Genomic DNA, 13,935 nt, shown 5'->3' with positions numbered 1-13,935 from the left:
CGGGTTTCCTGTCCTGGCGCCGGTGCTGTTGACCGAGGCAAAGCGCAACCGCCTCACCCTGGGCGGCATCTTTGCGGGCATCGCGCTGTGTGCGCTGGTCGCGGGGCTGCTCTGGCCCAAGAAGTATGTCGCCTCGACCACGATCCTGGCCCAAGAAAAAAGCATCATCACGCCGCTGATGGAAGGCGCAGCCACGCCCACCGGCAATGCGGACCGCGCCGGCATCGCGCGGGCCGTCATCTTCGGGAACAAGGTCATCGACGCCGCTTTCGATGCGGGCGGCTGGCCTGACGATCACCCATCCCCGATGGAGAAGGAGCGCATCATCGAAGGCATCAAGGCCCGGACCAAGGTCGAGCTATCGCGCGACAACCTGCTGACGATCAGCTACTTCGATTCCGATCCGCGGCGGGCCTATGAGGTCACCCGGCAGTTCGAACAGAAATTCATCAGCGAGAGCCTGGCCTCCAAGCAGCGCGAAAGCCGGGAGGCGTTTGAATTCATCGACAGCCAGGTCGAGGCCTACCGGATCAAGCTCACCAACGCGGAAGACAAGTTGAAGAAGTACCGGGAAGGCGATGCCGATGCCAGGCCTGGCAGCGATGTGGCGACCCTCTCGCGCATTAACGACCTGCGCGCGCAGGTCGAGAACACGCGTATGGACCTGATGGAGCGGCGGTCGCAGGAGGCATCGATCAGGGCCCAGCTGTCCGGCGAATCGGAGGTCTCCGCGGTCCAGACCACGGATGGCGTCTACCAGGCGCAGATGGCCGAGCTGCAGGCACAACTGGACAAGCTGCTGCTGAGCTATACACCCGACTACCCAGATGTGGTGCGCATTCGCCACCAGATGGAAGACATCCAGCACCAGGTGGCGGTGGCCCGGCAGCGCAAAGCGAGTGCGCAGGCTGCCGGCGTGCCGACTGCGCTGGACGCCCATGCGCAGTTCAATCCGCTCTACCAGCAGATGAAGAGCCAGTTGTCCTCCGTTCGTGCCGATGCCGCCGCGACCGCCGCGCGCCTGGGCGCTTCTGAATCCATGCTTGCCGCCGAGCTCGCGCGCAGCAGGCACATCGCCTCAACCGCCAACGTGACCGCCGAACTGACGCGCGACTACGACGTCAACCGCAACGTCTATCAGGACTTGTTGAAGCGACGCGAGAACGCGCGCGTCTCCATGAACCTGGACGCGCGCCAGCGCGGCCTGACCATGGTCGTGCAGAATCCGGCCACCGTCCCGCTGGTGCCCTCGGGCCTGCGCTTCATGCACTTCGCCCTGGCCGGCATGGCGCTTGCGATTGCGGCGCCGCTGGCGCTGCTGTTCGGCGTGGCCCGCTACGACCCCCGGCTGCGTTCGGCTGAGCAACTGGAGCGCCTGACCGGCGTTACCGTGCTGGCCACCGTTCCTTACTACCCCAACGCACACGACCGCCGTCGCCGTGTTGCGCACAACACCGTGCTGCTGGGGATTCTGGCCGTGGTGGTACTGGCCTATCTGGTTGTTTTCCTGCTCAAGCAACGGGGACTGACGTGACCATCAGGGATACATCGCACGACATCGACGAAACGGTCACCAACGAAGTCACGCGCGCCACCAGCCTGGTCCGTCGCACCTCGTCCCGCCATGTGATCACGCGCATGGCCGAGACCACGATGCTGGAGCCGGCGCAGTTCGATCGCATGCGCCTGATCCATCGCGAGGAGTCGGCGCGGCCGCACTCGGACGCGTTCCGCGAAATCCGGACCCGCCTGCTGGACCTGGCCAACGGGCACAATTTCGTGACACTGCTGGCGGCGGTCAGCCCGCATTCGGGCAGCAGCTTCGTGGCTCGTAATCTGGCCACGGCGTTTGCCTTCGATGTCGCCAAGACCAGCCTGTTGATCGACTGCAACCTGCGCTATCCGGCCCAGCACAAGGCCCTGGATGTCGAACCGAGCTCGGGAGGCCTGATCGAGTTCCTCGACGCACCCGGGCGCGGCATTCCCAGCATGATCTATCCGACCGGCATTCCCCGCCTGCGGCTGATCCCGGCAGGCACCGCGCGTGAGAACGGCAGCGAATATTTTTCTTCGGTGCCCATGCGGGCCGCAATGAAGACGCTGCGCGGCCGCTACATGGATCGCTACATTTTCCTGGACGGGCCGGCCATCAGCGGATCCCCGGATGCGCGCATCCTGTCAGATCTGGCCGATTTCGTGGTGGTCGTGGCCGGCTACGGCCGCGACACGGCGAAGTCGATCAGCCAGGCCGTTGCCAACTTCGCGCCGGGCAAGGTCGCGGGTGTGGTCTTCAACCATGCGCCTTGATCCTTCCCTGCACGCAAGGCCCAAGCAAGCGTGCCAGCAAGACCGGGCGCGTTGAGGACATGCACAAGCGGCTCCGCGCTGCCCCGTTGATTCGGACGCAGCGGTGGCTCCTTGACCTGACGGCTTTCCACGCGTGACTTCCAGCGAGAGCGGTATGTCGGATTCCATCAAGCACGCACGCAGCGTCGGGTTGGCGCTGGTGGCTGCCGCGCTCCCCGTCCCCCTGTGGGCCGGCCAGCTCAACTACACGCTCTACGGCGGCATTGAGCATAGCGACAACATCGCGCTGACCGCCCAGGACGCGATGAGCGAGTCGGTGCTGGTGCCGGGGATGAGCTTTTCCTACCTGCAGCAAGGCACGGATCTGCAGGCGAATTTCGCGGGCAACCTTGAGTATCGCGACTACCTGAGCCAGCGATTCTCCGACCAGACCCAACTTCAGCTCGCTGGCCAGGCCAACTGGACGCTCCTGCCTTCGCGCCTGGATCTGGAATTGAAGGACTACGCCGGCGTGCAGCCCATTGATCGCCTCGCAAGCAACGGGCCGGACAACCTGCAGCAGACCAACGTGTTCACGTTCGGGCCCGTGCTGCATTTCCTGCTGGGCAGCGCCACTCGTGGACAGGCCGCGGTGCACTACATCAACAGCTACGCGGAGAAGTCGAAGGATTTCAATTCGTACCGGACCCAGGGGTCGCTGGCGATCATCCGGGAGATCAATCCCACCGACCGGGTCTCGCTCAACCTTGAGGCCCAGCAGGTCTCCCTGACCGAGCAATCCGCCACCCCGGACTACGATCGCCGCGAACTGCTCGCGGGCTATGTGAGCGAGCTGGCGCATTTCCAGGTCGATCTGGGCCTGGGCTGGACGCAGCTGGATTTCAAGGAATCCAGCATGCCAACGGCGTCCGGACCGCTGCAGCGCATGACGGTGAACTACCGGCCAAGCGAGCGCAGCACGTTCTCCCTCTCCGCCGCCCGCGAGTATTCCGATGCCGCACAGGATCTGTTGCTGCAGGCGCCGATCGGCATCCTGGAAGGCACCGGGAGAGGCGTCGATGTGGGCGGTACCACCGTCGATGCGCAGGTCTATCGCGAGCGACGGTTCCGGCTGGCCTATACCTACGAGGACGATCGCCTCACGGTGACGGCCGCCCCGCTCTACCGCAGGCTTGGCTACCTCAACGATGCCACGCTCGACCAGACCACGCGCGGCGCCGGCATCAACATCAGCTACCGGGTCCGCCCCACGCTCACCCTGGCGATGGTCTCGGTCTACGAACGCGTGGCCTACGACAACATCGATCGTCGCGATACCACCACCAACTACGGCCTGGACCTCGTCAAGCAGCTGAACTCTCACTGGGGCTGGCGGATCTCTCTGCTTCACCAGCAGCGCAGCAGCAACCAGGCGGAACAGGACTACCGCGAGAACCAGGTCTACTTCGGCATCCTCTACAACCGATGAATACGAACACACAGCTGGAAATCCCCTTCCACTTCGGTCCCAGGCAGGATCTGTTCGGCATCTATCATCCTGGGGCATTCGAGCATGGGATTGGGGTGCTGCTGTGCCCGCCCCTGGGCCAGGACCTGATCCGTTGCCATCGCCTGTATCGCCAGCTGGCGCACGCACTGGCCGCGGCCGGCGCGGATGTGCTGCGCTTCGACTACTACGGAACCGGTGATTCTGCGGGCGCCAGCGAAGAGGTCGAGTGGTCGCGCTGCATGAGCGACGTGGCCACGGCCGCAGAACGCCTGCGACTGCGCAGCGGCTGCCAGCAGGTCATCGCGTTCGGCCCCCGGCTTGGCGGCAGCCTTGCCTTGGCTGCCTCGACGCGCGCACGCCTGGACCAGTTGATCCTGTGGGATCCGGTCCTGGACGGCGCCACGCACGTGGCCGCGCTCGATGCACTCCAGGCCGCGCTGCGCTTCGACCTCAACCGCTTCAACGCGCCCCGCCCAGCGGCGGCGCTGTCCGGACAATGGCAAGGCTTTGCCATCAGCGCGTCGTTCCGGCAACAGCTGACTGACCTGCGGCTGGAACCGCCGCCGCGCCGCACGCTGCTCCTATGCTCCGCATCCAGTGATCCGGCGGATGTGCCGCATCGCTTCATCAGCACGGGGGCGGAAGTCGTCCCGCTGTCCGCACCGACGCCGTGGAACGACCTGGCACGGCTGGAAACCATGATCCAGTCGCATGAGCTGATCGACATCGTCAGCCGGCGCATACAGGAGTCAGCTTATGCATGAGCATGCCACGTGGTTCGGCCGCGCCCAGCACTTGTTCGGGATTGTCGGCCACCCTTCCTCACAGGCGCGCACCACCGGCGTAATCGTGCTCAATGCCGGGCTGGTGCACCACGTCGGGCCGTTCCGCCTGCACGTGCAGATGACCCGACAGCTCAACGCCTGCGGGTTCCCGACATTGCGCTTTGATCTGTCGACCGTGGGAGACAGCGGCGCGAGCCACGAGCTGCAGTCGCGCGAGCAGCAGGTCCAAAGCGACGTGGCCAGCGCCATGGCGTTGTTGCGCGAGCAGAGCGGCTGCAGTCGCTTCGTGCTGATCGGCCTTTGCTCAGGCGCCCAGAACGCGCATCTGGTCGCGCAACACAACGATGCGGTCGCGGGCGCGGTCTTCCTGGACGGTTATGGCTATCGCACCAGGGGATACAAGGCGCGGCATTACCTGCCACGCCTGTTGAACCCGGCGCGCGTGCTGCGCTTCATCACCCGCAGGCTGCGACCTGTGACGGCGACCACCGGGTCGCAATTCCAGGTCGAGTTCCCGCCGCAGGCGCGCGTTCGGGAAGAACTGGCCGGGATGGTCCAGCGCGGGCTCAAACTCTGCTTCATCTATAGCGGCGGAGCCAGCTGGTATTTCAATCACCAGCGTCAGTTCGGCGAGTGTTACGGCGCGACGCTGGCAAGCCATCCGGGCATCAGCGTCAGCTTCCTGAAGGAAGTCGACCACACCTACGTCCTGGCCGATGACCGAAAGCGCTTGGTCGACACCATCGAGCAATGGCTGCGCATGCAGTTCCCGCAGCTTGCACAGGTCGAGGCGCAAGAGCCCGCGGCGGCGCGAGTCCCTTTGCAGGTGGCCGCGCGCTAGTCGGCTTCCAGTTTGACGACGAACTGGCTGCCTGGCCCGCGCACGTCGAGCCGCCAGCCGCGTGTGTAGTCCTTGTCGACCTTGGTCCAGTCCACCGCCGTCAGGCTGGCGCCGACCGGCGACAGGACGGTCACCCGCAGTTTTCCGGCCGTGGCCGTATTGCCTTTGATCTTCGGCTGGACCGGCACATTGAGTTGAAAGATGGCGGCGGTATCCGAGCGCGTGGCGAAGTCGTCCTGGATGGTCAACACGCGGTCTTTGAAGGCGATGCTGCGCTTCCAGGCGCGGATCGCGGGATTGCCGCCGTAGGCTGGCGTCAGGTCGGCCACGGCATGCACTTCGCCATTCGCGCCGGTCTCGACGATTTTCATCGACGAGGTGGTGGGCGTGTCCTGTGGAATCACTTCGCCGCCGCGCTCGAAGCGCACGACGTTGTTGGTCGCGGTGCCCTGCTGGATGCCGCTGCGGCTCCAGATGTTCTCCGTCACTGCAAGCCAGTCGCCCGCAAACAATGTGACTGCTCCTTGCGATTGATGCGCGTGACTCTGGTCGTACGGCCCGGCGGTGAAGTTGAGCCACATGGCAGCCTTGGTCCAATCGGTGCGCGCGAACAGCTGCCCGACCCCGGACGCGTGGTAGACCAGCGCGCTCGGCGCGGTCCCATCCTCGCCTGCGGGCAACAGGTCATGCCGGCTGTTGAAGCTGTTGCTCATTTCCTTGATCGAGATGTGGTGCAGCCACCAGGACGCCAGGCGTGCCGCTGCGGCGTCGTGGGTCAGCGTGCGTGCTTCCAGCATCAGGACGCGCTCATAGTCGTAGAGCTCGGGAACCGAAACGCGCGGCTGGTCGCCGATCGGGGCAAACTGGTCCATGGTCGGCACCGTGGCATGCACCCAGTACGCGATGGTGTCGGTCAGATGCGGGTTGGCATTGGCCAGGTCCGTACCCGCGGCATCGCGCCACACGCGGTACAGGCCAAACAACGTCCGGAACGACGCGCCGTAACTGGTGCCCTCGCGACTGCCGCCGCCTGGCAACGTCGTCAGATATTTGGTCAGCAGCGGCAATCGGTCCTGCTGCAGGAAGGTCTTCCAGCCCGGGCTGTCGCTGGCCAGCGCCCAGTACATGGTGGCTTCGGTGAAGCTGTAGAAATAGTTGTTGCCTGGATCTTCGATGGCCCAGCCATTGCCGGGCAGCCAGTGGCCACCCCAGCGCGCCACCAAGGGATGCCAGACGTTGGCCAGCGCCTGGTCGGCATAGGCTTTCCAGCGCGTCTTCTGTTTGGGCGTCACCAGGTCGCCGCACCAGTCATAGGCCAGCGACAAGTCGCGCAGCATCGGCCCGATGTACATGTAGGAATCATCGGCGACCGGTGGCGCCAGTCCCTGCCCCGTGGCCGCTTCGGCAGCAGTCACCTGGTCTTCGACCATGCGCACCGCCAGCTCGCCATAGGGCCGCTCGCCGGTCAGGCGGTACATGTAAGCGGCGTCGGTCGCCGAAAATCCGTAGGCCGGATCGCCGGCCACGGCGCGATCGACGAAGCTCTTGAAGCGGCGATACTCCGCCGAGCGCTTGTCCACGTAGGACAGGTCCAGTGTGACCGCAGCCCTGGCCTCGGCCGTCATGGCCAGGACAAGCAGCGCCATGCATACCCACCTGCGAAGACTTGTCATCTGACATCCCCATGAAACCGGACTGAGGCATCGCACCACGTGCGGCGCTCGCATCATTTGCGCTTGTGGACCGCGTGCCAGGCGTAATGCGACATGTAGATCGCGGAACTGAGCAAGCCGAGCCGTTCGATCCTGCGGTAGATCTGCCACTGCCACGCCGCCGCCCGGAGCTTGTTTGACGACACCGACCCCTCGCGTACCAGATAGGACGCCAGCGGTGTCGGGGCATCGATACAGATCGCATGTCCTGCGCGCCGGACCAGATCGAGCCAGAACACATAGTCCTCGTGGCCCACGCGCTGGAATTCCACGGCGCCCAGGTTGCGCGCATACATGCCGGTCAGATGCCCGATGTGATTGCTCCTGAGCATGTCGCGGTAGTCGACCTCAGGGCGCGGCCGAACCTGCGAGAGCAGTCGTCCCTGCGACGAGACCCGGTCATACGCGCCATAGCTCACCTGCGCGCCGGTGGCGATCATCTGGCCCAGCTGCCATTCCAGCTTGCGTGGATGCCACCAGTCGTCGCTGTCGAGAAAGGCGACGTGGCCGCCGTTGGCGGCAGCAAGACCTGCGTTGCGCGCGGCGGCCACGCCTGCGTTGCGCGCCAGCTGCAAGGGCTTGATCCGGGCGTCATCCCGCGCCGCTTCCTGCAGGATCTCCCACGACCGATCAATTGAGCCATCATCAATGGCAATCAGCTCCAATGCTGCGTGCGTCTGCTGGAGCACCGAGTCGATGGAATGTCGTAGCCACGCTTCCGCGTTGTAGACCGGCATCACCACGCTGACGACGGAAGGCTGCATTGCCGGGCTCGCTTACGCGACGTTTCCAGCAACGCGCGCGGTAGTCGCGTCGATCTGCGCGGGCTGCCAGGGCGAATGCGGCGGCGGTGGCAACCTGAAATCCCGGAACTTCCCCGGATCACCGGTGAGACCGGCCTCGGCCGCCTTGATGATGTTGTAGGCCTCGCGCGCCGTGACGTAGTGCAGCAGATACCGGCTGCCATCGTTGTAACGCTGCTCCAGGTGTGCATGCATGGTGTCCATTACCGGCCCCAGCAAGGTGTCCATGTCGCGCTCCTGGGTGCCGTGGGTATGGACCTTGACGATGACCCAATCGGGCCGCCCTTCGACGTGGATAGCGGTGTTGATCCAGGCATCTACGCGCTCCGGGGTCGGTGGACAGGAGCGGCGCACGTCCGCGCTGTCGATGCGCGGCAGTACGCCCCACTTGCGCTCGCGCCAGTTCAAGCCGAGCGGCCCCTGCACGATCATCAGGTCGCCGCTACTGCTCCCTCCAGCGCGCACGGCGACACCGTGGTCATGCGACCGGGGGCGCAGTGGATCATCGGTGGCGTAGTAGATCGCGTTGACTGTGCGCGTCTGGGTGTCGCTGGGCGCCGAGGGCAAGGTGAAGTCGGCGTAGCACCCTAGTTCGCGCAGCAGGATCAGCTCGTTGTTCAAGCCGCACCAACGGCCGTCGGCGCGTGAATTGTCCAGGCACCAGTTGCCATGGATGAATCCGAAACTCAGCTGCCCGCTGTCCGGATCACGGGACAACGCGCCGTGGCGCACGTGCAGCGTGTTGCAGAAGCGGCTGATCGTCTCGCGGAAGTTGGCCTCGGTATCGTTGTCGTGATGCAGGTGGATCTCGATTTCGCCATAGCCATCGGCGCAGAGTGCGGAAAGTTTGTCCAGGTGTTCCTCGGCGTATTCCTCTTCCGGGTAGAAGAACGTGTGCTGCGGCGGACGCCCGTCGGCATCGCGGTGGCGGCTCGCCAGCGTTCGATAGTCCTGGCACCAGCGATCCACGCGACTGCGTTGCGTGGGCAGATCCACCTTTCCCCACATCGGTTCGAAGTGATCGACAAAGCAGAACATCACATGGACCGGCCCGGACACCGGCGGCGGTCGCTGGCGACGCAGGTAGGAGCCGATCCACAGATGCATGTTGCGCATGCGCAGCAGCGCATAGCCGGCACTGATCATCAGCGCCGCAAGTGCGGCAAGCAGCAAGGCGAACACGGTGAAGTGGGTGATCATCAGGAATTCCTTGTCTGGAATGGCGCGTGCGGATCAGCCCGGATTTGCGGACCGCACTGCTACGTCTTGCTCAGGAGCCGCGTGTGTCTGTCGCGCGTGGGGCAGCGCGCAAAACTGAAAGCCTGCCGCCTGCCACTCCCCGAGCAAGGTTTCGAGCATGCGGATCGCGCAGTCGCCGTCGTCGTGCATCAGGATCACCTCGCCCGCCTTTGGAGGGGCCGCGCGCATCCGCGCAATGAATTCGACAGGATCACCGCGCTGGTAGTCCATGCTGTTGTAGGACCAGTAGGTCAGGTTGCGCCGCCGTGCTGCGAAGTGTGCAGTGAGTCCAAGCGAAAACACCCCGCGTGGTGGACGGAAGCGATGCCGGCGCACGCCATCGAACCTGGCCAGCAGGCGATCGGTGACATCGATTTCTTCCAACTGCTGTGCCAGCGAAAGCCGGCCGAACTGGGGATGCGTATAGGAGTGGTTGCCCAGCCGGTGCCCTTCATCGACCATCCGTTGCACCAGTTCCGGATGCCGCTCGACGTTGCGCCCGACCAGAAAAAAACTGGCACAGGCCCGATACGCACGCAGCAGATCCAGCAATGCCGGCGTGCACCCACCATGCGGGCCATCGTCGAAGGTCAGGTACAGCGCCCTGCCCCGGTCATCGCCGCGCACCGAGACCAGCGCGTCTGGCAACCAGCCCAGCACCTGCATTCTTCCGGGCAGCAGTTTCATTGGGCCTCACGGTGCTGTAGACCCGCTTCGAGATCGCGAGCGTCGCCTGCTTGCGCACCGTCCTGGGTTGGCGCGGCCTCGCCGCGGGCACTGCCATAGAGCGCGGCATAGCGGGCTGCCATCGTGGACAGCGAACCGTATTCCAGCACCCACTCCCGGCCGGCGCGCCCCATCTCGTAAGCGCGCGCCTGGTCGCCGAGGATGTCGATCATGGCCGCTGCCAGTTCGGACGGCGCGCCGGGCGCGACCAACGCGCCATTGAAGCCGTCACGCACGATCTCGGGATTGCCACCTACACGCGTCGCCACGATCGGCAGCGCCGACGCGCAGGCCTCCAGCAGCGCCACCGAGTAGCCCTCGGTGACCGACGACATCACGAACAGGTCCAGCCCGCGCAACAGCGCGTGGATGTCGTTGCGGTCGCCGAGGAAGAAGACCTTTTCGGCCACGCCTTCCGAGCGTGCCAGCGCCTCCAACGACGATCGCAGCGGTCCGTCGCCGATCAGCACCAGCGCGGTCTCCGGGCGCTGTTCGTGTAGCAGGCGGAAAGCCCGGACCAGCGTGGCGTGGTCCTTGGCCCAGGTGAGCCGTCCCACGAAGCCCGCGAGTCGCGTGTTGTCCGGCACGCCCAACGCCTGACGTAACTGCTGCCGCGCCTGCGTCGAGCCGGGCTCGAAGCGCTCCACGTGCAGGCCGTTGGGGACCGCGACGATCTTGCGTGCCGGCAGGTCCTTGCGCCGCCGGAACTCATCGCGGGCCGCTTCACACACCGCCACGACCGCATCGGTGCAGGCCATCGATTTGCCGTACAGCCACTCAAGCCGGTCGTCGCGCCAGGACCGACTGCGCGAGCCGCGCTGCGCGACCGCGCGCGTCTTGTCCATGCCGTGGCGCGTGTTGACGACCTTGCGCAATGGCAGGCCGCGCGATGCCAGTACTGCGTAGTAATGCGAGATCGCGTTGTGGCTATGCAGGATCTCGGTGTCGTGCTGGCGCAGCAAGCGCCGGGCCGCCAGGATCGCCCGCAAGTCCAGGCCGCGCCGCTTCCCGCAGCTGTGCACGGGGATCCCCAACGCGCGCAGTTCGCCGGCCAGCGCGCCAGCGCCGAACAAACAGACCACCTGACAGCGATCGCCGGCATCGCGCTGGGTCCGGACCAGATCGATCACGACCCGCTCCAGTCCACCGCGATCCAGCGATTCGACGAAGTGGGTGATGTTCACGGCAGCTCCGCATTGGTCGTGAAAGGACGCACTCAGGATCCCCTGCAGGCGCGCTTGTCGGCCCAGCTCAGCAGCGCGGTGAGGCCGGGCACCTTGGGCACGCGGCGGTGCATCTGCTGCATGTGCTCGATGTCGTCCGCGCTCCAGCAGCCGAGGGCGAATGTCATCAGGCCGTAGGTCCCAGCAAACAGCAGGCCGCCGAACGCCAACACCGGAAGAGGCGACCACAACTCGCGAACGGGAAATGCCGCCAAAGCCGCCACGCCGGCCGCTGCCACGATGCGTACCAGGCGCGACCAGTCCAGCCCCAGCCCGCTCGTGGCCATCGCAAGTCCGAGCACGGCGCCCGCCGTCAGCACGCTGGTGATCGTGTAGGCGGCAACCGCGCCGGCCAATCCGTAATGCAGGGTCAGCACGATGTCGAGCAGCAGCTTGACCAACGCATTGGTCAGGGTCAGCAGCATCATGCTGCGTTGCCGATCTGCGCTGAGCAGCAGGCTGGAGCCGGCCTGGGCCACCGTTCCCATCGCCGCACCGAACAGGCAGGTCGCGAAGACCGGCGCTGCGGCAGCGTAGGACGGGCCATACAGCAGGCAAATGACCGCCGACGCGAATACCGCACCAAAACCGACCAGCGGCGCGGCCAGCAGCATCAGGTACGAGGTCGCTCCGACGAAGCGGCGCCCCGCCATTGACAGCCCCTGGCTGAGCGCATTGGCCATCATCGGCAGCATCAGCGCGCCGACCACGCCCGGCAGCAACAATGCCGCACCGGCCGAAAGCTGGAACGCCACCTTGAACTGCCCAGCCTCCGCCGAGGAAGCAAACAGGTTGAGCAGCAGCACACCGATATCGCTGGCCGCGACAAACCCCACCGTGACCGTGATGGCGGCGTAGCGCATGTGGCGCACGATCCGCTGCTTCAGCTCGGGCGGCAGTTGGGTCACCGAGGATGCCGGCACCAGCCGCGCGGTCTGGTAATGCGAGACGCCGTAGAACACCATGCTGGAGATCGCGAACACCATCAGGAAGGCGTTCATCGACGCGTCCAGCCACCAGGCGATGGCCACCATCGCCAGGTTGAGCGGCGTGGCTACCATCGCCACCGCGGCGGTGGCGCGGAAGTTCTCCAGGCCCTTGCCCAGCGAGATATTGAACATGTACGGCGCGCGCAGGCTGATGGTCAACGCCAGCAGGCCGAACAGGACCCCGCGATTGAAGTCCGGCACCAGCCTTGCCCCGGCGAACGCCGACAGCACGCCGGCAGCGACCAGCACCAGCAACAGGCAGGTGCGCTGGGTCCGGCGCAGATAGGTCAGCAGCGGCTGGATCAGCTCCTCGCGGCCGCCACCGCGCAGCTCGGCGACGAACTTGATCAACGTGGTGGACGAACCGGCGTTGGTCATGGTCATGCCGACAGAAACCAGCCAGATCACCATGCTGTACACGCCGAAATCGTGCGGCCCCAAATGGCGCGCGATCAGGATCGAAGTGAGCATGCCGAGCACATACTCGGTGTAGATCCCCGCCGAGGAGAAGAAGGTATTGCGCAATGCACTCGGGGATCGGTTCATTGGAGTGCCAGCAACACCTTGACCACGACGTACAGCCCCGCCACGGTCATCGCCGCCACCATGCCCAGCCGCACCCAGTCGCGCCCGATCTCGAACCCCGGCAGCGACGGGAACTGCCGGCGCGCGTTGGCGTAGGCGGCCACCATCAATGCGGTGAGCAGGTACAGCACCAGCGCGTAGCTGCGGCTGAGGAAGAACGCCGTCACCAGCCAGCCGCTGAGCGACAGCAGCAGCGTCATCGCGACGGCACGCTCGGTCTTCCATGCGGCCACGGCCGCCGCATCCGGCAGCTCCGGCTTGTGCCGGAGCACCGTGAACATCATGCGGAAGCTGTAGCCGATGAAGCCCAACCACAGGGTGAACCCGATGAACCCGGTTTCGGCCAGCACCAGAATCAGCGAGTTGTGCGCAGTCAGGTGGTTGTAGTCGGTGAAGTTGTCCGCGCCCACGCCGAACAGCGGGTGCGAGATGAACATCTGGAAGCCTTCGTACCAGGCATCAACGCGGCCACTGGCCGACTCCTCATCTGGGCTGAGATCGGCTAGTCGTGAAGGCAGCAGCAGCAATGCCGCCAGACCCATGCTGCCGAACACCGCCGCGACGATGGTGCCGTACCGACGCCACAGCCAGACCCCCAACAATGCCGCAACCGCCAACAGCGCGCCGCGCGAGTTGGTCAGGTAGATGCCGTACAGCAGCAACAGGCCGGTGGACAACCAAAAGATCCGCAGCAGCCCGAATCCACCGCCGCGACTGCTGAGGTACATCGCCATCGGCAGCGCCAAGACGAAGAGCATGCCCAGATCGTTGGGGTCGTTGAAGATGCCCACGTACTGGATGCGGCCATCCTGGATCAGCGGCACGCCGGTCCAGCCGATGCCGGTCTGCTTCTGCTCGATCCCATGCAGGGCAAGCACCGTCGCGCACAGCACCATTGCGCCCATCACGAAGACCAGCCGCTGCCTGCTGTCGATCGCATTGGCCAGGATGAAGAACGCCGCCACCACCGGGCCGAAGCGCAGCAGCTCCGACAGCGCACCGCCGACCCAGCCATTCACCACGACCGACATCATCATCACGACCAGGAAGGCACCCAGCAGGCGGTATTGCGGCTCGCCCAGGGATTTCTTATAGGAGATCAGCCAGGCCAGCAGCGCCAGCACGAGCGTGACGGGGAGCAGCGGAAGCTGCACGCCCTCGAACGCCGGATATTCCTGCGGCCGCAGCAGCACCAGCATCAGGTAGAGCACGATGAGGAAGAACATGGACGCGAGC

The 13,935-nt window shown here is 65.3% G+C and carries 12 protein-coding genes; 5 read left to right on the top strand and 7 right to left on the bottom strand.

Features of this window, described 5'->3' with window-relative positions:
• Positions 1 to 22: 22 nt before the first annotated feature.
• The 5 genes from BMZ17_RS07120 (at position 23) to BMZ17_RS07100 (ending at position 5,422) form a co-directional block, all read left to right on the top strand.
• The gene (locus BMZ17_RS07120) at positions 23 to 1,534 is read left to right on the top strand and encodes an XrtA system polysaccharide chain length determinant (RefSeq protein WP_254775202.1); all 1,512 of its coding nucleotides are present in this window, start codon (positions 23 to 25) and stop codon (positions 1,532 to 1,534) included.
• Positions 1,531 to 2,307 carry a P-loop NTPase family protein gene (locus BMZ17_RS07115; RefSeq protein WP_093137580.1) on the top strand — a complete coding sequence of 259 codons (777 nt, stop codon included), beginning with the start codon at positions 1,531 to 1,533 and terminating at the stop codon, positions 2,305 to 2,307. The genes BMZ17_RS07120 and BMZ17_RS07115 overlap by 4 nt, the downstream gene beginning before the upstream one ends.
• Before the next feature lie 154 nt (positions 2,308 to 2,461).
• Entirely contained in the window at positions 2,462 to 3,775 is a 1,314-nt protein-coding gene (locus tag BMZ17_RS07110; RefSeq protein WP_093137578.1) for an outer membrane beta-barrel protein, read from the top strand.
• Positions 3,772 to 4,560, top strand: a complete 789-nt coding sequence (locus BMZ17_RS07105; RefSeq protein WP_093137575.1) for a serine aminopeptidase domain-containing protein — start codon at positions 3,772 to 3,774, stop codon at positions 4,558 to 4,560. Before BMZ17_RS07110 ends, BMZ17_RS07105 begins: the two co-directional genes overlap by 4 nt.
• Positions 4,553 to 5,422, top strand: coding sequence for a dienelactone hydrolase family protein (locus BMZ17_RS07100; protein ID WP_139202808.1), 870 nt, complete (start codon positions 4,553 to 4,555; stop codon positions 5,420 to 5,422). The genes BMZ17_RS07105 and BMZ17_RS07100 overlap by 8 nt, the downstream gene beginning before the upstream one ends.
• Here the strand turns inward: BMZ17_RS07100 and BMZ17_RS07095 are convergent.
• The 7 genes from BMZ17_RS07095 to BMZ17_RS07065 all read right to left on the bottom strand — a co-directional run bounded on the left by BMZ17_RS07095 (position 5,419) and on the right by BMZ17_RS07065 (position 13,925).
• The gene (locus tag BMZ17_RS07095; protein ID WP_093137572.1) at positions 5,419 to 7,068 is read right to left on the bottom strand and encodes a hypothetical protein; all 1,650 of its coding nucleotides are present in this window, start codon (positions 7,066 to 7,068) and stop codon (positions 5,419 to 5,421) included. The two genes, BMZ17_RS07100 and BMZ17_RS07095, sit on opposite strands and share 4 nt — an antisense overlap.
• An 80-nt stretch (positions 7,069 to 7,148) precedes the next feature.
• Positions 7,149 to 7,898, bottom strand: a complete 750-nt coding sequence (locus BMZ17_RS07090; protein WP_093137569.1) for a glycosyltransferase family 2 protein — start codon at positions 7,896 to 7,898, stop codon at positions 7,149 to 7,151.
• Between the two features lie 12 nt (positions 7,899 to 7,910).
• Positions 7,911 to 9,137, bottom strand: coding sequence for a hypothetical protein (locus BMZ17_RS07085; RefSeq protein ID WP_093137566.1), 1,227 nt, complete (start codon positions 9,135 to 9,137; stop codon positions 7,911 to 7,913).
• Positions 9,138 to 9,170: 33 nt separating this feature from the next.
• Positions 9,171 to 9,863, bottom strand: a complete 693-nt coding sequence (locus BMZ17_RS07080; protein ID WP_254775200.1) for a polysaccharide deacetylase family protein — start codon at positions 9,861 to 9,863, stop codon at positions 9,171 to 9,173.
• Positions 9,860 to 11,086 carry a glycosyltransferase gene (locus BMZ17_RS07075; RefSeq protein WP_093137562.1) on the bottom strand — a complete coding sequence of 409 codons (1,227 nt, stop codon included), beginning with the start codon at positions 11,084 to 11,086 and terminating at the stop codon, positions 9,860 to 9,862. Before BMZ17_RS07075 ends, BMZ17_RS07080 begins: the two co-directional genes overlap by 4 nt.
• A gap of 32 nt (positions 11,087 to 11,118) precedes the next feature.
• Entirely contained in the window at positions 11,119 to 12,660 is a 1,542-nt protein-coding gene (locus BMZ17_RS07070) for an oligosaccharide flippase family protein (protein ID WP_093137560.1), read from the bottom strand.
• Positions 12,657 to 13,925 carry an O-antigen ligase family protein gene (locus BMZ17_RS07065; protein WP_093137557.1) on the bottom strand — a complete coding sequence of 423 codons (1,269 nt, stop codon included), beginning with the start codon at positions 13,923 to 13,925 and terminating at the stop codon, positions 12,657 to 12,659. Before BMZ17_RS07065 ends, BMZ17_RS07070 begins: the two co-directional genes overlap by 4 nt.
• Positions 13,926 to 13,935 lie beyond the last annotated feature (10 nt).

Origin of the sequence: Pseudoxanthomonas sp. GM95 (genome assembly GCF_900109775.1) — a bacterium.
In the GTDB taxonomy this organism is placed as follows: Bacteria; Pseudomonadota; Gammaproteobacteria; order Xanthomonadales; family Xanthomonadaceae; genus Pseudoxanthomonas_A.
Note: the sequence above shows the minus strand (reverse complement) of the source record. Positions and strands in the feature narration are given on the sequence as shown.